This is a genomic window from Chloracidobacterium sp. (genome assembly GCA_016711345.1).
Taxonomy (GTDB): Bacteria; Acidobacteriota; Blastocatellia; order Pyrinomonadales; family Pyrinomonadaceae; genus OLB17.
On record JADJTD010000001.1, the window covers coordinates 2,486,742 to 2,509,795 of the forward strand.

The 23,054-nt window shown below is 50.6% G+C and carries 24 protein-coding genes; 10 read left to right on the forward strand and 14 right to left on the reverse strand.

What is annotated here, in order from left to right:
* Position 1: 1 nt before the first annotated feature.
* The 5 genes from IPL32_10270 to IPL32_10290 all read right to left on the reverse strand — a co-directional run bounded on the left by IPL32_10270 (position 2) and on the right by IPL32_10290 (position 6,480).
* Positions 2-1,102, reverse strand: coding sequence for a CapA family protein (locus IPL32_10270; protein ID MBK8466203.1), 1,101 nt, complete (start codon positions 1,100-1,102; stop codon positions 2-4).
* 21 nt (positions 1,103-1,123) lie between these two features.
* The gene (locus IPL32_10275) at positions 1,124-4,825 is read right to left on the reverse strand and encodes a multifunctional oxoglutarate decarboxylase/oxoglutarate dehydrogenase thiamine pyrophosphate-binding subunit/dihydrolipoyllysine-residue succinyltransferase subunit (protein ID MBK8466204.1); all 3,702 of its coding nucleotides are present in this window, start codon (positions 4,823-4,825) and stop codon (positions 1,124-1,126) included.
* Positions 4,826-4,901: 76 nt separating this feature from the next.
* The gene (locus IPL32_10280) at positions 4,902-5,468 is read right to left on the reverse strand and encodes a hypothetical protein (protein ID MBK8466205.1); all 567 of its coding nucleotides are present in this window, start codon (positions 5,466-5,468) and stop codon (positions 4,902-4,904) included.
* An 18-nt stretch (positions 5,469-5,486) separates the two neighbouring features.
* Positions 5,487-5,975: a transcription antitermination factor NusB gene (gene nusB / locus IPL32_10285; GenBank protein ID MBK8466206.1), complete on the reverse strand. Its 489-nt coding sequence runs from the start codon at positions 5,973-5,975 to the stop codon at positions 5,487-5,489.
* Positions 5,965-6,480 carry a 6,7-dimethyl-8-ribityllumazine synthase gene (locus IPL32_10290; GenBank protein ID MBK8466207.1) on the reverse strand — a complete coding sequence of 172 codons (516 nt, stop codon included), beginning with the start codon at positions 6,478-6,480 and terminating at the stop codon, positions 5,965-5,967. Before IPL32_10290 ends, nusB begins: the two co-directional genes overlap by 11 nt.
* A gap of 120 nt (positions 6,481-6,600) precedes the next feature.
* Here IPL32_10290 and IPL32_10295 point away from each other — a divergent pair, with 120 nt between their 5' ends.
* From IPL32_10295 to IPL32_10305, 3 genes are all read left to right on the forward strand, one after another.
* Complete coding sequence (locus tag IPL32_10295; GenBank protein MBK8466208.1) at positions 6,601-7,452, forward strand: RDD family protein; 852 nt, start codon at positions 6,601-6,603, stop codon at positions 7,450-7,452.
* Between the two features lie 130 nt (positions 7,453-7,582).
* Positions 7,583-8,545 carry a GDP-mannose 4,6-dehydratase gene (locus IPL32_10300; GenBank protein ID MBK8466209.1) on the forward strand — a complete coding sequence of 321 codons (963 nt, stop codon included), beginning with the start codon at positions 7,583-7,585 and terminating at the stop codon, positions 8,543-8,545.
* A gap of 488 nt (positions 8,546-9,033) precedes the next feature.
* On the forward strand, positions 9,034-9,423 hold the full coding sequence (locus tag IPL32_10305; protein MBK8466210.1) for a hypothetical protein: 390 nt from the start codon (positions 9,034-9,036) through the stop codon (positions 9,421-9,423).
* 152 nt (positions 9,424-9,575) lie between these two features.
* Here IPL32_10305 and IPL32_10310 read toward each other — a convergent pair whose 3' ends face one another.
* Positions 9,576-10,034 carry a nuclear transport factor 2 family protein gene (locus IPL32_10310; protein ID MBK8466211.1) on the reverse strand — a complete coding sequence of 153 codons (459 nt, stop codon included), beginning with the start codon at positions 10,032-10,034 and terminating at the stop codon, positions 9,576-9,578.
* A 124-nt stretch (positions 10,035-10,158) separates the two neighbouring features.
* Here IPL32_10310 and IPL32_10315 point away from each other — a divergent pair, with 124 nt between their 5' ends.
* Together IPL32_10315 and katG are read left to right on the forward strand one after the other, a co-directional pair.
* On the forward strand, positions 10,159-10,563 hold the full coding sequence (locus tag IPL32_10315; protein ID MBK8466212.1) for a transcriptional repressor: 405 nt from the start codon (positions 10,159-10,161) through the stop codon (positions 10,561-10,563).
* Between the two features lie 58 nt (positions 10,564-10,621).
* Positions 10,622-12,853, forward strand: coding sequence for a catalase/peroxidase HPI (gene katG, locus IPL32_10320; protein ID MBK8466213.1), 2,232 nt, complete (start codon positions 10,622-10,624; stop codon positions 12,851-12,853).
* Between the two features lie 49 nt (positions 12,854-12,902).
* Here katG and IPL32_10325 read toward each other — a convergent pair whose 3' ends face one another.
* From IPL32_10325 to mqnE, 4 genes are all read right to left on the reverse strand, one after another.
* Positions 12,903-13,340, reverse strand: coding sequence for a DUF1801 domain-containing protein (locus tag IPL32_10325; protein MBK8466214.1), 438 nt, complete (start codon positions 13,338-13,340; stop codon positions 12,903-12,905).
* Positions 13,341-13,480: 140 nt separating this feature from the next.
* Positions 13,481-13,954, reverse strand: a complete 474-nt coding sequence (locus IPL32_10330; GenBank protein MBK8466215.1) for a DinB family protein — start codon at positions 13,952-13,954, stop codon at positions 13,481-13,483.
* Positions 13,951-14,817, reverse strand: a complete 867-nt coding sequence (locus IPL32_10335; protein ID MBK8466216.1) for a hypothetical protein — start codon at positions 14,815-14,817, stop codon at positions 13,951-13,953. The genes IPL32_10330 and IPL32_10335 overlap by 4 nt, the downstream gene beginning before the upstream one ends.
* A gap of 131 nt (positions 14,818-14,948) precedes the next feature.
* Positions 14,949-16,049, reverse strand: coding sequence for an aminofutalosine synthase MqnE (gene mqnE, locus IPL32_10340; GenBank protein MBK8466217.1), 1,101 nt, complete (start codon positions 16,047-16,049; stop codon positions 14,949-14,951).
* Between the two features lie 50 nt (positions 16,050-16,099).
* On the opposite strand from mqnE, the gene IPL32_10345 reads away from it, so the two are divergent.
* Positions 16,100-16,975, forward strand: a complete 876-nt coding sequence (locus IPL32_10345) for a DUF72 domain-containing protein (GenBank protein ID MBK8466218.1) — start codon at positions 16,100-16,102, stop codon at positions 16,973-16,975.
* Positions 16,976-16,983: 8 nt separating this feature from the next.
* Here IPL32_10345 and IPL32_10350 read toward each other — a convergent pair whose 3' ends face one another.
* Both IPL32_10350 and IPL32_10355 read right to left on the reverse strand, forming a co-directional pair.
* Positions 16,984-17,535 carry a hypothetical protein gene (locus IPL32_10350; protein ID MBK8466219.1) on the reverse strand — a complete coding sequence of 184 codons (552 nt, stop codon included), beginning with the start codon at positions 17,533-17,535 and terminating at the stop codon, positions 16,984-16,986.
* A gap of 3 nt (positions 17,536-17,538) precedes the next feature.
* Positions 17,539-17,745, reverse strand: coding sequence for a hypothetical protein (locus tag IPL32_10355; protein ID MBK8466220.1), 207 nt, complete (start codon positions 17,743-17,745; stop codon positions 17,539-17,541).
* 309 nt (positions 17,746-18,054) lie between these two features.
* Between IPL32_10355 and IPL32_10360 the strand changes: the two genes are divergently transcribed.
* Genes IPL32_10360 through IPL32_10375 form a run of 4 tightly spaced genes read left to right on the forward strand, consistent with a single transcriptional unit; the run spans position 18,055 to position 21,524 of the window.
* Positions 18,055-18,387 (forward strand): hypothetical protein, encoded by a 333-nt coding sequence (locus tag IPL32_10360; protein ID MBK8466221.1) that lies wholly within the window; start codon positions 18,055-18,057, stop codon positions 18,385-18,387.
* Between the two features lie 23 nt (positions 18,388-18,410).
* Positions 18,411-20,660 carry a nitric-oxide reductase large subunit gene (locus tag IPL32_10365; GenBank protein MBK8466222.1) on the forward strand — a complete coding sequence of 750 codons (2,250 nt, stop codon included), beginning with the start codon at positions 18,411-18,413 and terminating at the stop codon, positions 20,658-20,660.
* Entirely contained in the window at positions 20,657-21,115 is a 459-nt protein-coding gene (locus tag IPL32_10370; GenBank protein MBK8466223.1) for a hypothetical protein, read from the forward strand. The genes IPL32_10365 and IPL32_10370 overlap by 4 nt, the downstream gene beginning before the upstream one ends.
* Positions 21,099-21,524 (forward strand): group III truncated hemoglobin, encoded by a 426-nt coding sequence (locus IPL32_10375; protein MBK8466224.1) that lies wholly within the window; start codon positions 21,099-21,101, stop codon positions 21,522-21,524. The genes IPL32_10370 and IPL32_10375 overlap by 17 nt, the downstream gene beginning before the upstream one ends.
* Here the strand turns inward: IPL32_10375 and IPL32_10380 are convergent.
* Both IPL32_10380 and IPL32_10385 read right to left on the reverse strand, forming a co-directional pair.
* Positions 21,481-22,128 (reverse strand): Crp/Fnr family transcriptional regulator, encoded by a 648-nt coding sequence (locus tag IPL32_10380; GenBank protein MBK8466225.1) that lies wholly within the window; start codon positions 22,126-22,128, stop codon positions 21,481-21,483. The genes IPL32_10375 and IPL32_10380 overlap by 44 nt on opposite strands.
* Complete coding sequence (locus tag IPL32_10385) at positions 22,125-22,994, reverse strand: UbiA family prenyltransferase (protein ID MBK8466226.1); 870 nt, start codon at positions 22,992-22,994, stop codon at positions 22,125-22,127. The genes IPL32_10380 and IPL32_10385 overlap by 4 nt, the downstream gene beginning before the upstream one ends.
* Positions 22,995-23,054: the final 60 nt, after the last annotated feature.

Here is a 23,054-nt window from a genome sequence, read left to right on the forward strand (position 1 = left end):
TCTATTTGATTGTGATCGTGCCGTCGTCGGCGATCTTTGGGGCGTTTGTGCCGAAGTCGGTGGTTGAGAGTTCGCGGACCTTTTTGATAGCCTCGCCTGATTTGTCGAGGACGGGAACGCCGAGGCCTTCTTGACGTCCGGCGTGAATTTTGCCGCCGAGGAATTTGCCGTCGGGAGCGATCTTGACTTCGAGAATCTCGGTCAAAGCCGTTTCAGCAACGAGCTTGAACCAGCCGTAGGTGCAGAAATTGCCGAGCGAGTAGGCGATCAGGCGATCTTTGTAAATTTCCATTCCGCGAAGAACGTGCGGGCCGTGGCCGAGGACGAGGTCGGCTCCGGCGTCAATGACCGAGCGGGCAAAGAGCGGCAGATTGCCGCGAGCTTCACCGACGTATAGCTCAGTTTTATTAGGAACGTGCTGGCTGTCTGTGCCTTCGGCTCCGCCGTGAAAAGAGACGATAACGATGTCGGCCTTTTTCTTTGCCGCAGCGACAAGCTGACGGGCGAAGGCAAGGTCATTGACGTTGGGCGTGATCTTATTATGAGCAAAACCGACGACGGCGATCTTTTTGCCTTTGGACTCAAGATAAGCGGTCGAAAAAGCTTCGCGGTCACTGCCTGCGTGCTTGATGCCGAGATCGTCGAGAACTTTGCGAGTGCTACTGCGTCCGAGGTCGCCAAAATCACCTGCGTGATTATTCGCTAGGCTCATCACATCAAAACCAGCTTCTTTCAAATATTTGCCGTAACGTGTCGGCACGCGAAAGGCGAAACACATCCTCGAATTCGGCGGGCATTTTGACGAGACGCCGCTATCGACCATCGGACCTTCGAGATTGCCAAATGCGATGTCGGCAGCGGAAAGGATCGGCGTCACATCTTTGAGCAGATCGGCTCCGTCATTAGGCGGCATACGGCTGTCGTTAGGAAAAGGAGAACCCATCATTATGTCGCCAACGGCTGCGATAGTGATCGGACCATCTTTCTTTGGAGTAGGCGAAGCAGCACCGGCGAGTGTGGAAGGCTCTTCGCTGCTTACAACTTTTGGCTGGCAGGCAAGCAGAGCAAAAACGGCCACCGACATCGCTAATATTATTGACAAACTGATCTCCTGTTTCATGAGCTAAGCGGTCGCCATTGTTTCGTTTTCATTTATCGCCAGAGAATCTGTAACGATCTGATCCTGTTCGAGATTGTGGATCGCATACGAGCCTGTCGCGGGCGAAGCTGACGCTGCACGGCCGATGTATTGCAGCGACGCATTGTCAGGCAGAATATTACGCAGACGCGGCTCGACAAACGTCCATCCGCCCATGTTTTGCGGCTCTTCCTGAGTCCAGACGATCTCGGTTGTGTTTGGATACGAAGCAAATATGTTTTTCAACGCCTCGGCAGGGAACGGATAGAATTGTTCGAGACGGACAACGGCGACATCGCCTTTATCATTTTCCGAGCGAGCGGCATCGAGATCGTAAAATACCTTGCCGCTGCATACGACGACACGTTTTACTTTTGATCGATCAGAGATGTGAGCGTCGTCGATGACGGGTTGGAATCCGCCGGTTTCGAGTTCGGACATCGTAGAACTTGCAGCAGGAAGACGCAGCAGACTCTTTGGCGTCATAACAATGAGAGGCCGAACGATCTCTTGCTTTACCTGTCGTCGCAGCAGATGAAAATATTGTGCGGGCGTCGTCGGATAAGTTACCTGCAAATTATTCTCGGCACAGAGCTGTAGATAACGCTCAAGTCTTGCTGACGAATGTTCCGGTCCTTGTCCTTCGTAGCCGTGAGGCAAGAGCATAACGAGGCGGCACTTCTGCTGCCATTTGTCTTCGCTTGATGAGATGTATTGATCGATGACTATCTGACCGCCATTCGAAAAGTCGCCGAACTGCGCTTCCCAAGCGACAAGCTGATCTTTGGCAACGACGGAATAACCATACTCGAATCCAAGCACACCGTATTCCGAAAGCGAGCTGTCATAGATATACGCACGAGCCGACTTGTTCGCTTCGCTGTGAAGTTCGTTGAGCGGAGCCCACCGGTCACCGGTCATAGTGTCGTACATATTCGCATGACGCTGTGAGAAGGTTCCGCGACCGGAATCCTGACCGCTAAAACGAACCGGAAAACCGTCGAGCACAAGAGAACCGATAGCCATCGCTTCGCCAAATGCCCAGTCCATCGGCACTTCGCCATCACCCATCTTGGCACGACGAGCAAGCTGGCCGACCATTTTTGGATTGATGTGGAAGTGTTCGGGAACGAGCGAGATCTTTTCGGCAACCTGCTTTAGAATATTTGCCGGAACGCCGGTTTCGAGAATTGCCGAACCGTCTTCGTCAACAGGTGGTTTTGTAAGACTCGCTTTAGCAGGTTTTTTGGCGGCGATTTCTTTTGCACGAGCCAGAATGCCTTCGTATTTTTCGACGACCTTGTCGGTCATCGCGGTCAGCTCGTCTTCGGTGATGACAGCGTCGCGGATCAGGTGCTGTGCATACAAATGCCGAGTGCCGGGATGAGCTTTGACGCGAGCGTACATTACGGGTTGAGTGTAGCTTGGCTCATCGCCTTCGTTGTGGCCGAGTCGGCGAAAACCGACGAGGTCGATGACAACATCTTTGTTAAATTCGCGTCGATAATCGAGAGCGATCTGAACCACTCGAAACGCGGCTTCGGGATCGTCGCCATTGACGTGAAAGATCGGCGTCTGCGTAACGTGGCCTGCGTCCGTAGAGTAGATCGAACTGCGGCTAAGTCCGGGCGAAGTCGTAAAGCCGATCTGATTATTTATAACGATGTGGATCGTTCCGCCAGTTCGATAACCAGGCAGACCGGCGAGTTGCAGTGTTTCCATCACAACGCCTTGTCCGGCAAATGCAGCATCGCCGTGAAGCAGCAGCGGCAATACTTGACCGTAAACTTCCTGACGAGGTTTTGTTCCGCCGACACGCAGTTCGTCCTGACGAGCACGTGCCATGCCTTCGACGACGGGATCGACAGCCTCAAGGTGGCTGGGGTTACACGACAATTGGATCCTCAGATCTTTACCGGCTTTGGTTTTGCGAGTGCCGATAGCACCCTGATGATATTTTACGTCGCCTTCGTCAGCGGGAAAATCAGGATGCGACGTACCTTCAAAAACCGTAAAGATGCGTTCGGCCATTGCTCCCGTTTCAGGGTCGCCGATTATATTCGAAAGCACATTCAAACGTCCGCGATGTGCCATGCCCATGTAGATCTCGTCAACGCCGCGTGCCGAAGCACCTTCGATCATTTGATCAAGCATCGGAATAACCGTTTCGCAACCCTCGAGCGAAAAGCGCTTTTGGCCAAGATATTTTTTGTGCAGAAACTGTTCGAATTGCTCAGCCTCGATCAATTTTTGAAGCAGTTCTTTTTTTATCTTCGCAGCAAGCGGCTGTGTATCTACAAACTGTTCACGCACACGAGCCCTGATCCAATCCTTTTCCTCGTTACTTTGGATGTGTCGATATTCGATACCGACCTTGCCGCAGTATGCTCGTCGTAGAATTTCAAGAATGCGCCGAAGCGTTGCTGTCTGTTCGCCGTGAAGTCCGCCTGTTATGAAATCACGGTCGAGATCCCAAATGGTAAGTCCGAAGTTTTCAAGATCAAGCTCGGACGCCATATGCGATGTCATATTCAGCGGATCGATGTCAGCTAGAAAATGTCCACGAACACGATATACATTTATTAGCTGAAGGACGTTTGCCTGTTTTTCAACCTGTTCTCGCTCATGGCCAAAGAGCGACGGATTGTTGTCCTTTGCCCAACGCAGCGGCGGATAATTGATCTCAAGGTCGGAGAAAATATCATCGTAAAACGCATTCTTGCCGGTCAAAAATTCGTGTATCTTTGCAAGAAACAGTCCGCTTTCAGCACCTTGAATAACACGATGGTCGTAAGTGCTGGTCACAGTCACTGTTTTGCTTATTCCAAGCGACGACAGCGCAGAGTCGGTCATTGCCTGATACTCGGCTGGATATTCGATCGCGCCGGTCGCAATTATTGCACTCTGGCCAGTCATTAGACGCGGGTTCGAAGCAGCGGTTCCTATGGTTCCGGGGTTGGTGAGCGAGATCGTGGTTTCTTGAAAATCGGCTATCTCAAGTTTGCCTTGGCGGGCACGTTTGACCTGATCGTTGTAAGCCGCAAAAAACTCAGCGAAATTCATTCGGTTTGAGCCTTTGATGTTGGGCACGAGCAAGTTGCGTGAGCCGTCTTTTTTCTCGATGTCGATGGCGATGCCGAGATTTACTTGTTCGTGCTCTAGGCGCGACGGAACGTTATTTACGAGGCCATAGCCGACATTTAGGTGCGGATAAACATTAACGGCACGGACGATGGCCCAGGCTATGATGTGCGTGAAAGAGACCTTGCCGCGGCCTTGTGAAGCGAGATGTTCGTTGATGATGCGGCGGTTTTCTTCGAGAACTTTTACCGGGATCGTGCGGAAGCTGGTAGCCGTTGGAACGGTCAAACTCAGCTCCATATTTTCGACGATTTTTTTGGCAACTCCGGTTATCGGCTTTGATTCGGTGTCGATCGGCAACGGCGTTGTGGAAACCTCTTTTGGTGCTTCAGCCACTTTCTCAACAGCGGGCACACTCCCTACCGGTCGTGTTTCTGCCTGTTGGTCGATAGATGGCGAACCGCCGTTAAGCAGGTCACTGAAATAGGCTTGCCACGACTCGTCAACGAGCTTTGGATCGGTTTTGTAACGATCGAGCAGGCCCTCGACATACGTTGCGTTAGAACCAAAAGATTCTTGTATAAATTCGGATAATTTTGCTGTTATTTCGCTCACTTTGTTCTCAGAGTCCTCGACTAAACTTCAATTTTAACGCAAAAGGGCTAAAAACCGTAACCATTGTTCAGTCCGTCAACGGATTCTTAATTTTCATATCGATCTTTACGGGAACGACACGTTTGAAACTGAAGCCATAGCGATCAAACTTGCCGAAAACAAAGACGGTTCCGGTCACAGTCCATTCCTTTTTTGATTCGATCAACTCTTTGTAAGCGGCCTTTGCGATGCCGACGATGCTGAGCGTGGAACGGACGGGCTTTGGAAGGGAAATAGGCAGGTTCTTTTTGAATGAGAAGGCTGAGTTATATTCGTCGATCTCCAGAGCAATTCCATTGACGCGGAAATCTTGAAACGTGACAAAATCGACCTTACCGCTTTGCCGCATCGCAGTAAACTCTGCTCCAACCTCGATGGCTACGGAAAACAGTCCGTCTATCGAAACTTCGGGTTCGCCAAGTTTTACCAGAACATCCGTTTTGTCTTTTGTTGTTGATTGGCCGGTTTGATCTTTGACTGCGACCTTAATGTTGTGGACCTTGTAGCCGCGTATTTTGTCAGGCAGTTTCTGTGCAAATGCGGAGGAAAACAGCATCAGAACCAGAATGGTCGTGAATAAGGCCGTTGTTCTCATTACGGAATTGACAAAATGCTAGATTGACGAAGCTTTTGATCTCTCAGTATTCTCACTGCTGTCAGCTGCGGTTTCGATATCTTGTTTGATGCCGTCGAGAATGCCGTTGATAAATTGGGTTGCTTCAAAGGATGAAAAGCGACGGGTCACTTCCAGCGCTTCAGTGATAGCAACATTGTCAGGTGTGTCGTGGTGAAGGAACTCGAAAACTGCGAGCCGCAGAACATTGCGGTCAACAATTGCCATTCGCTCTATCCGCCAATGCTCGGCACGCGTTCGGATGACATCGTCTATTGCCGCTATCTTTTCAATGGTTCCGCTGACGAGTCTGTTGGCAAAATCTCGGGTCTTATCGTCGATGGCTGTATCGCCGAGCTCGTTCCAATAATCACGGATCAATGTCGCTGCATCGCCGCCGGCCATGTCAAACGCGAACAGCATCTGCAAAGCACATTCGCGCGCCTTATGCCTCGTGCCGGAACTCTTCTCTGTTTTTTCAAACGACATTCGGTAAAACTCTTGCGTCGCTCCCACCTTGTAATTTACTGCTGCTCATCTCGCTAAATAAGTTTACCATTTCCACGGCCGAGATAGCGGCTTCGTAGCCCTTATTGTCTGATTTCTCACCTGAGCGCGCCGTTGCCTGCTTAATATTGTCAGCCGTAATTACGCCAAACAAGATCGGCACTCCGGTCTGCAAAGAAGCCTGCATCGTGCCGCTGGCAGCTTGTCCGGCGACGTAATCGAAGTGCGGCGTGTCGCCGCGAATCACGATCCCAAGTGCGATGACGGCGTCGAAATTGCCGCTCTCGGCGGCCTTTAGACAAGCGACAGGTAGTTCGAACGAGCCCGGAACGCGGAATATCTTTATCGATTCGGGATCGGCCCCGGATTCGTAAAGTGCCTCGACCGCTCCATCAGCCAGCCTCGATGTCAGTTCATCATTCCAACGGCTGACAACAATGCAGAAGCGAAAGCCCGCTGCCGAGAATTTTTCGCGTTTGATATTAATTTTCAATTTTCAACTCCAACATTTGCACCACTTAAGTATAAAGAACGCCAAACGTTATTGACAAGCAAAAAGGCGATTTTTGCAATCTCTGGTCCAAACTCGTAATAATATGCCAAGCGTATGCCGCGAACGATCATTCAGGCCGAAGAGAAGTTTATCATCGAAACGCCCGAGCGCGTTCCGCTGGAATTTGCGCTTGCGTCGATAGGTAACCGCTTTCTGGCGGTGTCGATAGATCACTTTATTCAGTACGTGTCGATATTTCTGATCGCATGGTTCGTACTCGGCATTTCAGGTTACAGCACATCGGATGTACCTGACACTGCCGAGACACTGTTGGCCGAAATGCCGAAGTGGACGCTTGCAATTTTGATCGTCGTTCTCTTTCTGATATTTGCCGGCTATTTTATTGTTTTCGAATGGCTGTGGAACGGCCAGACGCCGGGCAAGCGGATGTTAAAGCTGCGCGTGATACGCGAGGACGGAAGGCCATTGACGCTTTGGGAGGCGATCGCACGAAACCTCTTACGAATTTGCGATGCTGTGCCGGGCTTTATTCTTCCGGTTTATTCAGTGGGGCTTATCGTTATATTTTTGAGCGACCGCGACCAACGTGTCGGTGATATCTTTGCCGGAACGGTCGTTGTTCGCGAACGCACCGACGAGGCCCCGACATTTGCCGAAACGTTCTCAAACCGTATCACAGATGTCGCATTTACGCGGGTGCAGAAACCCACGGGCGCCGAGGCGAACGTTAGCCTGCTTACTGAAAAGGAAGTAGAGGTTGTCGAGAGTTTCTTACGCCGCCGCTGGGACCTCACCGAACGCCAACGCCTGTGGATGGCATGGCGCATCGCTTTGCCAATAATGTACAAACTCAAACCGAGCTATAACTTAGATACCTTTACCTACGAAGGATTCCTCGAAGACATCCTTCACCGCTTTCATGCAAAGCAGCGGTTTTTGAATTAGCACCTTACTTTGCGTCTTTGCGGCTTTGCGGGAAACTCACTCTATGCACGAAAATGATATTGCGACTTTGCGGGAGAAAATTTCCCGCCAAGACGCTAAAAGACGCAAAGATAAGAAAAGGTAAGAGAAAATGTCAGATAGAAGAATAATTATTACCGGCGGTGCCGGATTTATTGGATCGCATCTGGTTGACCGGCTGCTGGGTGAGGGCGGTTGGGAGATCACGGTTGTTGACGATTTTAATGATTTTTACACGCCGGAGATAAAGCACGCAAACATTGCCGAGCATGTGAAATCGCCCAATTACCGGCTGGTTGATGCTGATATTCGTGATGCGGCGACGATGGCTGCGCTTTTTGCCGAGTACAAGTTTGATGTAATTGTTCATCTGGCGGCCAGAGCAGGAGTTCGGCCTTCATTGAGCGAACCAAAACTTTATGCCGAGACAAATATCAATGGCACGCTCAACCTGCTCGAACTTGCCCGCCAGCACAGCATCAAACAATTCGTTTTCGGCTCGTCGTCGAGTGTTTACGGCATCAATGCGAAGGTGCCTTTTGCGGAAGAAGACAGGATCCATCAGCCGATCTCACCGTATGCCGCGACAAAGGCCGCGGGCGAACATCTCTGTCACGCGTACTCGCACCTTTACGGGATTCGGATAGTGGCATTAAGGTTTTTTACAGTTTACGGAGCCCGTCAGCGGCCCGATCTCGCTATCCATAAATTTTCAAAGCTGATAACCGAAGGCAAGCCTATACAAGTGTTTGGCGACGGTACAACGCGGCGAGATTATACTTATGTTGACGACATCATTCAGGGCGTGCGTGCGGCGATCGATTATGACAGATCGATGTACGAGGTATTCAACCTTGGCGAATCGCAGACGATCGAGCTTGGTGAATTGATAAGCCTGCTTGAACGCAGCCTTGATATGAGCGCGGTCATCGACCGCCAGCCGACGCAGCCCGGCGACGTACCGATCACGTTTGCCGATATCACCAAATCACGCGAACTGCTCGGCTACAATCCCACGACAAAGATCGCCGACGGCATCCCGAAATTTGTCGAGTGGTTCAGATCGAGGATGTAAATAAAGGTCATAATGCTAGATGTCAACGACGAGGATGTAGATCGAAGACGAGAAGCATTTTCGCTAGTCGATGGAGTCGTGATTTCATGCTAAATGTATGATCTGCAATGGGTTATAGACAAACGCGATCAAAAAGCCATCTGTAACCCCCCAAAAAGCCATCGCGCACCCCCCAAAAAGCCATCGGAGACACCCAAAAAGCCATCAGCAAATCTCAGTTTTTTTTACTTAAAAGACGTGGCAATAATTCCGATCCACTGCGTATATCATGCATACGTTCCCTTGATCTCAAAAGAGCCGCCGATGCCTGGTGCGGCATAGATCTCAAGGCGTAGTCCGGGTTGCAGTCGTGGTGGTTTGGTGGAAAAACATATCTCGCAAAGGCGCGGAAAAGGAACATTTTAAATAAGATACTATCTTGGCGCTTGACAGATGTGAAATGGCGTGCTATCTATGATACATAAATTGTTAAAGGAGAAGAAAATAAAATGGCACTATATTGGGAAGCATTTAAGGGCGGGCCGACGCGGCCGGAAAATCACGATTTTGGAATAACCATCAATCATAAAAGCGTATTAACCTTCAACCGGTTCGCGGTGAATGAGCTTAACAACGCCGATGCGGTTAAGCTGCTTTTTGAGAAGAAGGAGAGCCTGATAGGCATTGTGGCTTCTAGCCTAAACGACAAGGATGCGTTTCCGCTCAAGCCAAAGAACAGCGTCAACTGGGTCGTTAACGCGGCGCCGTTTTGCCGTCATCATAAGATCGTGATCGAAAAGACGGAAAAATTTGATCACCCGGTAATAGACGAGAAGGGGATTTTATGGCTTGACTTGAAAGCTACGCACGACGTCAGCGTTCGGAGAAAAAGAGGGTAAAGCGACAATCTGAAATTTTAGCTAGATCTTCTCCGTGTTCTCTGTGTCTTGCCTTGGTGACCATTGTGTTTAAATCTTTTAACACAGAGAGCACAAAGCGAAGATACAAAGGACACGGAGATTTCAAATCGCACTGCATTGGTGGCAACCAGCTATTTCGTTGACCACGACCAGCCGGTTATAGCCCAGCCGTTTGCGCCTTTGTTAAGCGAGAACGTAAACAGCGAACCGATCTGCGCGACGCGTTTGCCTTTTTGTTTATAGACGTAGCTTGACGGAATGACGACATAGGCGTGATCGGCGGTCATTTCAAAGTGCGAAGGTTTGCCGAGTGTAACGACGCCGTCCTTGATGCCACTTCTTTCGGCATCAGAAACGTAGTCATCAACCCATCTTTGACATGCTCCCGCTCCGCTCCAGGTGTGCGGCGGAAACTCGTCGATGATCGCGGTCGCCTCTGAACAAGCAGCCATTGCCGACTCCATATCACCCTTGTTAAAGCCATTGACGAATTGATTGATCGGCTTCATTACATCTTTACGCTGCCCGAACGCAACGCTCGAACCTGCGAACAGTACAACTACCACGAACACAAAACTTAGTTTATGCATATATGATCTCCTTAGATTTTGGTTGAAATACGATTTCTCGGTGCAATTATATTGCTATGTGACAATAAAGTCACACCGTTTGACATTGATTACATTTAGAATTATTCTAAATACATTTAGTTCAATGAAGCAGGCGATAAAAGACATCGAGAGTTTGGGGATCACAAAGCAGCGGCAGGCTGTTTTGCAGGTTATTCGCGAATCTCACGAACATTTGACAGCCAACGAGGTCTTTGAGGATGCTAAGCAGATATTGCCGGGCATTTCGTTTGCGACGGTATATAATTCGCTGCGTTATCTGAAGAATGAAGGGCTGATCGGCGAAGTGCGTTTCGGCATGGACGCTTCGCGTTACGACCGCAAATTGACTCGTCACGATCATGCGATATGCAATAACTGCGGAAAGCTTGTCGATCTCGAATTGTCTATTCCGGAAGGCTTGTTCAAAGAAGCGGCAAAGCGTTCGAAATTTGAACCTGAGTCGATCGAACTGACGCTGCACGGTTTATGTCCTAAGTGTGTTAAATAGAAAAGTTCAAGTGTTATTTTTTGAAATTAGATATTAGAAAAATAGGGAGACTATCAGAATGGGAAATACAGAAGACCAAAATAGTGGCGAAGCTTTAGAAATAAACGATTCGAGCAGATGCCCTTTCACAGGCGGTGCGGTGAGCTTTACGACCAGTACAAAAAGGTCGAACCGCGATTGGTGGCCAAATGCACTGGATCTGAAGATCCTGCGGCAGAACTCGTCGCTGGCAGATCCGATGGGCGAAGATTTTAATTACGCCGAAGAATTTAAGTCACTCGACCTCGACGCCGTGATCAAGGATCTGACTGCGTTGATGACAGATTCGCAGGAGTGGTGGCCGGCGGACTATGGCCATTACGGGCCGTTCTTTATCCGTATGTCGTGGCATGCAGCGGGTACGTATCGCGTCTCGGATGGCCGCGGCGGAGCCGGACAGGGCGAACAGCGTTTTGCTCCGACAAACAGTTGGCCCGACAACGGCAATCTCGACAAAGCCCGACGCCTTCTCTGGCCGATCAAGCAAAAGTACGGCCGCAAGCTTTCGTGGGCCGACCTTTTTGTCCTGACAGGCAATGTGGCACTCGAATCGATGGGATTCAAGACATTTGGCTTCGGCGGCGGGCGTGCTGATGTATGGCAGCCGCAGGAAGATGTTTATTGGGGGTCTGAGGGCGAGTGGCTGGCGACCAGCGACAAGCCGAACAGCCGCTATTCAGGTGAACGCGATCTCGAAAATCCGCTTGCTGCTGTGCAGATGGGCTTGATCTATGTCAATCCCGAAGGCCCGGACGGCAATCCTGATCCGCTATTGTCGGCACGCGACATCCGCGAAACATTTGCCCGTATGGCTATGAACGACGAAGAGACGGTCGCTCTCGTAGCCGGCGGCCACACATTTGGAAAGGCTCATGGTGCGGGCGATGCGGCAAATGTCGGTGTCGAGCCTGAAGGCGCTCCGATCGAGGCACAGGGATTTGGCTGGCTCAGCAGTTATGCATCCGGTAAAGGTGCTGACACTATCACAAGTGGCATCGAAGGTGCGTGGACGCCGACGCCGATCACGTGGGATCACAGTTACTGGGAAACCTTGTTCGGTAACGAATGGGAACTGACAAAGAGCCCTGCCGGTGCGAATCAGTGGCAGCCTGTCGGTGTCGAACCAAACGTACCCGACGCTGCCGACCCGAGCAAGAAGCATTTGCCGATGATGACCACCGCCGACATGGCGATGCGAATGGATCCGGCGTACGAAAAGATCTCGCGTCGATTTATGGAAAATCCAGCGGAATTTGCTGATGCTTTCGCACGTGCGTGGTTCAAGCTGACGCACCGCGATATGGGCCCGAAAGCTCGTTATCTCGGCCCGCTCGTTCCGCAGGAAGATCTGATCTGGCAGGATCCTATCCCGGCCGGAACCAGAATCGATGCGTCTGACGTAGCCGCTCTCAAGGCGAAGATACTTGTATCTGGACTATCGATCTCGCAGCTTGTGTCGACGGCTTGGGCGTCTGCATCGACGTTCCGCGGCTCGGACAATCGAGGCGGAGCGAACGGAGCACGCATTCGCCTGACGCCGCAGAAGTACTGGGAAGTCAATAATCCGGGACAACTCGCCGGCGTGCTTTCGACCTACGAAGGCATTCAGGCTGAGTTCAACGCTGGCGGCAAATCGGTCTCGATGGCTGACCTGATCGTTCTCGGCGGCTGCGCTGCTGTGGAAAAGGCCGCAAAAGATGCCGGACACGATATTTCGGTTCCATTCACGCCGGGACGCGGCGACGCGACGCAGGAGCAGACCGAGGTCGATTCGTTCAAATTTCTTGAGCCGCAGGCTGATGGTTTCCGCAATTTCAAGAAAGGCCATCACAAGACTTCTGCTGAAGAATTGCTGATCGATAAGGCTCAATTGCTGACGCTCACGGCACCGGAAATGACCGTTCTAGTTGGCGGAATGCGTGTCCTCGGAACAAATTACGACGGATCGAATCACGGCGTTTTCACCGGTCGCCCGGGCACGCTGACCAACGATTTCTTCGTCAATCTGCTCGATATGAGCACAAAGTGGGAACCGGCAAACGGCGACGGACAGGTCTTCAACGGAACCGATCGCGCGTCAGGCAACGCCAAATGGACGGGCAGCCGTGTCGATCTCGTCTTCGGCTCCAACTCCGAACTCCGAGCACTCGCTGAGGTTTATGGGTGTGCAGACGGCAGTGACAAATTCGTCAAAGACTTCGTCGCTGCTTGGGACAAGGTGATGAATCTTGATCGCTTTGATCTGGCGTAAGGCTATTCGAACGTGAATAAAATGGCGGCTCGAAAGCGGGCCGCCTTTTTTATTTGTGCGTGGACAATGTCTTCAAAGATTCATCGATCATTTCCTTTAGAACCTTAATGTCCACATCGGCGAGCTTATTGATGTAGAGACAGCCGACACCAGTCTTATGCTTGCCCAGCCGTTCGAGGGCTGCGAAGTGTTGCTTTAGGCCAGCGGTGAGATAGAGCGACAGATTCGCTTTTCGCGGTGAGAAACCTATCTGTAGCCAATCAACTTCGCGGCCCGTCGCGGGGCTTTGGTATCTCTTATTGCCAAATCCAATGATCGAACCGCCCCACATCTTAGGCTCTTCGCCACTGGATTTTTTCATCATCTCCAAGATCAGAAAGCTGTCTTTGCGCTTCTGTTCATCGGCAATGTCATTGAGAAAATCTTCCACGCTCGCGGCGGTTGGTTTTGTTTTTATTTCAGCTAGTTTTGATTTTTTCTCGGCCATCTAAAAACGCTCCTAAAAACTCCGTCCGAAACATCCTGTGTCGATCAAAGTTACTTTAAGTTTTTTACGATCTCTTCGGCGGTTAATAATAACTTTTCCAGTTCAAGCTTTAGACAGTCAAACGGCTTTGCAAAACATATTTAATCCCAATCATTCTTGAGCATCAACTGTTCTAGAAGATAAGCATGGTGCATCTCGTGGACGTATAGATGCCGAAACATGATGAATATTGAATAATGATCGAACGCCTCGTGGACGGCGGTTTTTTGCCATTCGTCGGGCGTGAGTTGTTTTAGCCTTTCAACAAGCGAAGCCCGCTCGCGGAGGTATCTGTCGAGACTTTCGTCCAGATCAATGTCGAGCATCGCACCTGCTTCGTCATCAGCAGAATTTTCTATCGTTTCAATGAACGGTTCCGGCGTGGACAAGATCAGGTCCAGCCGCGCGCGAAACGCCACGTCAGACTGCGACAAATGAACCGCATTCTCATAAGCCGACCATGTTCCCGGACTCGGACGACGCTTCAATATCTCCGGCGGCACTTCTCGGATGAGAGGAATGATCACGCCGGGCACCGTTTCCAACGCGGTAATCAAGATTGCTGAATCGCTCATTGTTTCTCGAAAGAAACCGGTACAAGTTGACCGTCAACACATACCCAAAGACGCGTCGGACCTGAATACGTCTTTCCTTCTCCAAATCCCTGTGGCTTACTCGTAACCGAAAACGCGTATCCGGTTTCCGTTACCGCAAGGTCAGCCCACTGCTCGTTCGTTTTTGGTCCATACGGGGATTCGAACTTCTTACGCCATTCGCCGGAGAACTCAAATAAGCCCAACCCCTTAAAGCTGGCAACTAGCGCACCGGACGGCGATCCTGCTATAACTTCACACTTGCCCGGCGAATCGATTTGTTTGATTCCCTCGCTTGTTAGTTGAAAAATCTCGCCGTTTTCTGTGCAAACATAACCTTGATCGTTGGCGTAAACACTATGTTCAACTTGGTAACTCCCGCTCCGCTCCGTAATCGCTATAGCAATAAGGTTACGTTCCAGAGGCGATATATCTCTGTCTAAAGATTCCTCGGTATTCCAGGATGAGGTTTCATTGTTCCAGCGCCATGCGTGACCGCCTCCCGCAAACCAGAAGCCGCTTTTCATGCCAAGCCCTTTAAAACCCCTAAGAACGTCGCCTCTAGTATATCCAGACTTGGGCGTCGGAAGGTCAATCAGGCGCCAAGTCGACCCATCAAAACGAATCAGCTTATGCAAACCGTCATGCATCGCCCAAAGGGCGTCATCGGCTACGTCTAGCCATGGTCCGGAGACAACGTCGTCACCGTCCTTCCATTTGTACAGCTTAGAGGGTCTAGCACCGTCCACTTCGAGGATGCCCACGTTTGTGGCCGCGTACAATCGGCCTTTGAAATAAACGAGCCCCGAATAGCTCAATCTCGTATAGCTCGGAATCTTGTTCAAGACAGCTGGAATCTCGTTTGCAGATAAGACCCGCGGCTCGCTACTTGAGCGAAGCGAAACGGGAACCGCACCGCAACCAAAGGCAAATAGCGAACTCCAAATTGACACTAACAGTAGAACTGATTTTGAAATCATGCGAGGATTTTCTCGACTCGGTTGTAAATAGTATCCCTTTCCACTGCTTCGAAGCCGGCTCGGTGGATCATTTCGATGATCTCTTGTTTGGTCATTTTCACTTCGCCTTCGGCGGCGTAGGCGTGGGTTAGTTCGCCGCCGTCGGTGATGGTGCCGTCGAGGTCGTTGGCGCCGAAGTGGAGGGCGGTTTGGGCGGTGGCTTTGCCGAGCATGACCCAGTAGGCCTTGATGTGGTCGAAGTTGTCGAGCATCAAGCGTGAGACGGCGATGGTCTTGAGATTGTCGATCGCGTCCGGGCCGGGCAGGCTGTCGAGCGCGGTTCCCGGCGGGTAGAACGCGAGCGGGATGAAGCACTGGAAACCGCCTGATCTATCCTGCTGCTCTCTCAACTGTACGAAGTGGTCGATGCGGTCTTCGATAGACTCGATGTGGCCGTAGAGCATCGTCGCGTTGGTCTTGAGGCCGGCGGCGTGGACCTTGCCCGCGAGCTCAAGCCAGCGAGCCCCGTCGCATTTGTGATCGCAGATACGTGAACGCGTTGGTTCCGCGAAGATCTCCGCACCACCGCCCGGACACGAGTCCATTCCTGCTGCTTTGAGCTTTTCGATGACGTCTTCGTCGCTCATCTTGTAAAAGTGGGCAAAAAAATCAAGCTCGACCATCGTCAAGGCTTTGAGATGGAGCTTTGGGAATTCCCGCTTGAGCGACGAGAAGAGATCGGTGTAGTACGTAAAAGGGAGTTTGCTGTTCAGGCCGCCTACGATATGCAGCTCGGTCGCACCTTCGGCGACAGCGTCCCGCGCTATTTGTATGCCCTCCTCGATCGAGTGAGTGTACGCACCTTCCTGACGCGCACGTTTGTAAAAACCACAGAATTTGCAATCGGCAACGCAGATATTAGTGTGGTTAAAATGACGGTTGACGTTGTAATACGTCGTCAGGCCGTGCTTTTTGCGGCGAACAGTGTCGGCGAGCTTGCCGAGGGCGTTGAGGTCGTTCGTGTTGTACAAGGCAAGGCCTTCGTCAAACGTCAACCGCTCGCCGTCCTCAACCTTGTCGGCAATGTCACGTAAATTCGGATCAAATGAAAACTGCATAGCTTTATGTTACGATTTTATCAAAAAAGGACACAGCAACTACACTCGATATGAAATTCGGACAAGTCCCAAACCCTGAAGAGATCGATTTTACGATCCCGCCCGATCATGCAGACACAAAACCTGTTCTCGCAAAATCCAAGGCTAAAGGTCTCGAAATTCATGTCGGCTGCGCGAAATGGAACAAGACCGACCTCAAAGGCTTTTATCCGAAAGGCATAAAGGATGAGCTTGCCTATTACTCGACGCAATTTAACTGTATCGAACTAAATGCTACGTTTTATCGGCTGTTTGCTCCCTCGACGTTTGAGAAATGGTATGCGACCGTTCCTGAGGGATTTAAGTTTTTTCCGAAGTTTGAGCAGACGATATCGCACTTTCGAAGGCTCAAGGACGTGAAAGAGGTGGTCGATAATAACGTCACTAATTTCTCGCATTTACAGGAAAAATTGGGGATGCCGTTTTTGCAGATGCACAACAATTTCGGGCCGAAAGATTTTGACCGTGTTAAAGAATTTGTCGCAAATTGGAAATACGACATTTCGTTGGCAATGGAGTTTAGACATACGGATTGGTACAACGATCCTGCGGTTTCATCCGAGCTTTACGATCTGCTCGAAAAAAACAACATTACCAACGTCCTAGTCGATACCGCCGGACGCCGCGACCTGATGCATATGCGGTTGACGACGCCGAACGCTTTTGTGCGTTGGGTTGGTGCAAATGAACCGACGTCAGATCGTAAGAGGCTTGATGAATGGGTTGAACGTGTTGCAGATTGGAAAAAGCAGGGATTACGGCAACTCAACTTCTTTGTCCACCAAAACGTGGAAAATGAATCACCGCTGCTTTCTGCTTACTTTATCGAAAAGTTAAATAAGAAGATCGGAACTGACCTACAGATACCAAAGACGCTCGAAGGCTAATCTGGCTATTATATTTCAGGATAAAATTTAAAACCTGTCGCTTCGGCAAGATCGGGATATTTGTGGAGCAGATGCTTGCACACGACCTTTGGGCTTTTGAGTTTGTGGAGCGTCTTGAATAGCAGCAGCTCAAATGCCGAGGACTCGATCCAATCTACCTCTTTCGTAAATCCGGTAGCGAGAGCGACGCCCGTCTGCTCGACAAAATACTCAACCTCACGCGGTTTTCTCAATGTGCTACACGTGCCGAAATGGATGATCCAGTTTGTAAAGCGGTGGTTCATCATGCCGGCTAGTTCTGTGAGCGAGATCTTGTCGCGGTGCAGATGGATCTTACCCGGCGAGCCGTGACAAGCGAAGTACAGAATGCCGTAATTACGTTTACATAACAGATTTAGGTTGTATTGCAGCTCGTCGCGCGTGTTGCAGGTGAGGTGGCTAAATTTTGCGTCCTGCGTTTTTGAGATCAGCTCGAGCGTAGGCAAAACATTGAGCCTGAGCTCGGTTTTGCCGCTCCAGAGGGATTCGAGGCATGCGATGTTGCGTTTTCGTGCGCGCATAATTTACGGCTTTGCGAGGAAAATTGCCCCGCCAAATGTCACAAGTAAGATGACGCTCACAAACGCATTGGTTGTGAAAAAAGCGGCGTTCATCCGTGACAGGTCACTCGGTTTGACCAGAATATGCTGGTAAACGAAGAGCGTACCGACCGTGATCACGACTGTCAAGGCAAGCGAGTACATTCCCGTCGGTAAGTATAATAAAATCAATAGGATAAGCCTGAAATCAAAACTGCGGGGCAACTCATAAGGCACTTTTTTTGGGCACACCGAACCTCCAATCCACGTCCCATGTTTTTCAGCTTGCAACATAATCGTGTGCAAGCGCACATACAACGGGTTCGAACGAACCTATCCTCCCAAAATTAGAGGAGTACACCAATATGATCTGATTGAAAGGCAAGAGTAGTCTTTTCCAGCATTATTGCACTGTTAGAAGATAAATCTACTTTATGATTGCAATCATTTTTTCGAAATGGTCACGGCGGTATCGTTAAGCCGTAGAAAGAAAAGGAAACAATGAAACATATTAATTTAATTGCAGAAATGGGGCCTGACGATGGAGTTGAGCAGGGCCAGGACAAAGAAGTCAATCAATTGTTCGACGGAGAGTTTCGCCGGATAGTCGGCGTTCGGCTGCGGAACAACGCCGTTCTGTCAAGACATCACGCCGCCGTTCCGATCACGGTTTACTGCATTTCGGGCAAGGGCATTTTCAGTGCAGGAGCGAATTTGGAAGACACACAAGATCTGCGTGCCGGCACGCTGATAACGCTAGAAGCTGGTGTCGAACACGAGGTCATCGCCGACCCCGCGCTTCATATTTTAGTGTCGAAATTTAAAAATAGCTAACTTTCTGTGTAGGAGGTGTTGAGATGAAAAGACTATGGATGATATTGGGCGCGGTATTTATTTTGTCGTTTGCGATATTGGGATGGGTCGGGACAGAGATATTTCGTCAGGCCCCGCCGATACCTAAAGAGGTAATCACGACCGACGGTACGGTGGTGATCGCTGCTGAACAGGTAATGGACGGCCAAAACGTATGGCAGGCAATGGGCGGTATGCAGGTTGGCTCGATCTGGGGACACGGCTCGTATGTCGCGCCCGATTGGACGGCAGACTATCTGCACCGAGAGTGTGTTTTCATTCTCAACACCTGGTCGAACCGAGAGTTTGGCTGCGGCTATGACGAGGCGAGCGGCGAACAGCAAGCCGTCCTGAGACAGCGGCTGCAGGATATGTTTCGTAAAAATACATACGACGAGGCGAATGGAAAGATCACAATAGATTCTCTGCGTGCGAAGGCGTTTGAGGACAATCTGAAGCACTACTCGGATGTTTTCGCGAACGGCAACAAGGACTACGCGATCCAAAAAAATGCTCAATCGGATCCCGTGAAACTCCGCTCACTAACATCATTCTTTTTCTGGACGGCTTGGGCTTCGGCGGCTAATCGTCCTAACAACACGATCTCTTATACAAGTAATTTTCCGTCGGAACCGTTTGTCGGAAACGTGCCGACAAGTTCTGCGATTGTTTGGACCGGCGTCAGCGTGATCATGCTGATCGCTGGTATTGGAGCGATGGTCTGGTTTTACGCGGGTTGGCGAAAAGAAGCTGAGGACAGCGACACGCCGGATTCGGATCCACTGATCGGGGAAACACTGACGGCTTCGCAAAAGGCGACGGTCAAGTACTTTGTCGTCGTGTCGCTGTTGTTTTTGCTGCAAATAATCATGGGAATTGTCACGGCGCATTACGGCGTCGAAGGTGGCGGATTTTACGGCATACCTCTGCAGGACTATCTGCCATACGTTGTTTCGCGAACGTGGCACACACAGCTCGGCATTTTCTGGATCGCTACGGCTTGGCTCGCGGCCGGGTTGTTTATCTCGCCGTACATCTGCGGTAAGGAGCCCAAGTTTCAAAAACTCGGCGTTGATCTACTGTTCATTGCGTTGCTTATCGTCGTCCTCGGTTCGATGGGTGGCCAATGGATGAGCGTCATGCACAAACTTGGCAGCGGCGATTTGTGGTTTTGGTTTGGACATCAGGGGTACGAATACGTAGACCTTGGCCGCGTCTGGCAGGCAGCATTGTTTGTAGGATTGTTGTTGTGGTTGTTCCTCATCGCTCGGGCCGCAATATCGGCACTCAAACGCGAGGGCACAAACAAGTCGCTGATCTGGCTTTTCATGGGAACGACGGCGGGCATCGCACTGTTTTATGCGCCGGGCTTGTTTTGGGGAATGCGTTCCCACTTGACGGTGGTCGAATACTGGCGTTGGTGGGTCGTGCATCTGTGGGTCGAAGGTTTCTTCGAGGTCTTTGCTACGGTTGTCATTGCATATTTGTTTGCCCGGTTAAGGGTCATCAAGGCAGAGCATGCCGCTCAAGCGTCCTTACTGTCAGGTGCGATATATCTAAGCGGTGGAATAATCGGTACGTTGCATCACCTATATTTTGCTGGAACGCCGACGATCGCGTTGGCATTTGGTTCCGTATTTAGTGCACTTGAGATCGTTCCGCTGGTATTTGTCGGTTATGAGGCGTTCGAACATATCCGTCATTCTAAGGTGCGGCCCTGGCTCGCTCAATATAAGTGGGTCGTCTATTTTTTTGTCGCTGTAGCATTTTGGAATCTGGTCGGCGCGGGAATTTTCGGATTTATGATCAATCCGCCGATCGCTCTTTATTACATGCAGGGATTGAATACGACGGCGGTTCACGCCCACGGAGCCCTGTACGGTGTTTACGGTACACTTGGCCTTGCATTGTTGTTGTTCTGTATGCGGGCCATGCAGCCCGAGCGTAAGTGGAACACAAAATTGCTGGGTTTTGCGTTTTGGGCGATAAACATCGGTATGATGATGGAAATATTGTTTAGCTTGCTGCCGATAGGCTTGCTGCAAACTTACCAGTCGGTGGCGTACGGCTATTGGTCAGCCCGCAGTCCAGAATTTATGCAGACCAACTTGATGCAGACACTTAGATGGATGCGCCTCTTTGGTGACACTATATTTGCGATCGGAGCGGCCGCGTTCGTTTGGTTTGCGTTAGGGCTAATGCTAACTGGCGGTAATAATGGTCACGAAAGTGAAAGTGAGGCAGTTGTGGCATGACCTTGCGGATCGTACAGATCGCTATGCCGTTTATCTGGTTTGGGATGGTCGGTGCCATATCCTTTATGGAGGCGCCGATCAAATTTCAAGCTCCAGGTATAACGATACCTCTCGGATTGGGAATCGGGCGATTGGTCTTTTTCACGCTCAATAAGATGGAGATCGTTTGTGCTTTGCTGCTGCTCATCTCCTTTTTTCCGAATCGCCCGAATACGCGGGCGATGAATCTCACGTTCGGTTTAGCCCTGCTGATCCTGATTCTCGAAACCGTCTGGCTGCTGCCGGTTCTTGATGCACGGGCCGAGTTGGTAATCGCCGGAACGGCATCGCCATTCTCGAATTCGCATATTGTCTATATTGTTTTTGAAGCAATTAAATTGATCGCTTTGGCAGTGTTAGGCATAGCGACGACGCGGCGAATGATCTCAGATATCTCGTATGAAACCAGACATTGAAAACCGTGGCGATATCGATCTGCTGATGCTGAATTTTTACGAGCGAGCGTTGACTGACGACATTATCGGCTACATTTTCACTGACGTTGCACAGCTTGACCTCAAATCACACCTGCCCATCATTGGTGATTTTTGGGAGACGATGTTGTTTCGTGCCGGCGCCTACGCCGCCCGCGGGCGCAATCCAATGGAGGTGCACCGACAACTGCATCTCAAGTCGGCGTTAAAGCCGATACACTTTTCTCGATGGCTCGAGATGTTCGTGTCCTGTGTAGATGACGAATTCGTGGGGCCGAGAGCAGAGTTTATCAAGATGCGTGCCAACGCGATCGCAAACCGGTTTCAGGAAAATCTTGGATCGATCGCTAATTCCGAAGAAGTTTTTGGAGCGGAGCGATCGAGTCGATAAAGATCTTTCCGTGTACGATCCGTACAATGCCCTGATCCGCAAAACGGCGAATAACGCGTATGGTCGTCTCGGTCGTCAGGCTCGCCATTTCGGCAATGTCTTGGCGGCGGATCGCTATCCTTAGCGGAAAAGCGGAGCCCTGCGCTTCGGCAAGTTTGACCAGAACATTTCCTACCCGTTGCTCAGGCGAAGCGGTCGCTAGATTGCGAATGATAGACGTTTTTTCACGTAGCATCTCGCAGGTCCAAGCGATCACCGCCAAAGCGAACTCAGCCGAATCCTGCAATATCTGCAAGAAATCTTTGCGATAGACTTGCAGAATGATTGAATCCTCGATCGCAGTCGCGGATGCAGGGTAGGGACCGCCGTCAAAAACGGGAGGCACTGCAAACATCTCTCCGACGCGAAATATCCCGATTATCACTTCTTTGCCGGGTTCGGGTGAGCGGATCATTTTGACGGCTCCCGAAATCACAATGGGTAGAAACTCGGCTACGTCACCCTCAGCAAAGATCTCTTGATCTTGGTTGTAAGCACGTTTATGGCCACGCTTTTGTAGGATTGCGGTCAAAGCAGGGCTGGCATTTTCGAGCAGTTGTTTCATCGACTGAGAAAAACCGCACCGCCGAAGGTCACCAGCAAAATCACGCTTACAAACGCATTTGTCGTAAAAAACGCGGCGTTCATTTTGCTTAGATCATGTGGTTTGACCAATGTGTGCTGATAAACGAACAATACTCCGACTGCGACGACTCCGACAAGCGCAAGCCAGTGCATTCCGGTCGCGAAATACAGCAAAACCAAGACAATAAAAGACTGTAAATGAAATAGGCGAGCGATCCAGAGCGCGTTCTTTATACCAAAACGTGCCGGGATCGAACGAAGACCGTGTTTACGGTCGTATTCAAAATCCTGACAGGCGTAAAGGACGTCAAAACCTGCGGTCCAGATCATCACAAAGAGCGAAAGCAGGATCGGTCTTTCATCAAAAAGGTCTCCGCGAACCGCTATCCAGGCCGCCGAAGGTGAGATAGCGAGAGCCGATCCGAGCAACAGATGAGCAAATGCTGTGAAACGTTTGGCGTAGGAGTAACCGAGCACAAAAACAAGGGCAACCGGCGACAATGCGAATGTCAGCCAGTTCAAGGAATACGATGCCAGCTCAAATACGCCTATCGAAACATAAAGAAACGCCCAGGCGAAGGGAACCGAGAGTTTGCCAGTTGGTAGTTCGCGATTTGCGGTGCGCGGGTTTGCGGCATCGATGTCGCGGTCGATTATGCGGTTAAAGGTCATTGCTGCTGAACGAGCTCCGACCATCGCAACGGTTATCCAGATTATCTGCCGCAATTCAGGCAGGCCGTCTGCCGCGAGGATCGCCCCGAGAAAAGCGAATGGCAACGCAAACAGCGTATGCTCGAACTTGATCATCGCGAGCGTCGTTTTTAGTTTTTGTCCAATGGATGCCATCTACCAGCGAGAATCAAGATTCTAGCACAATTGCCAATTGAGCCACCTCCCGCGATAGAA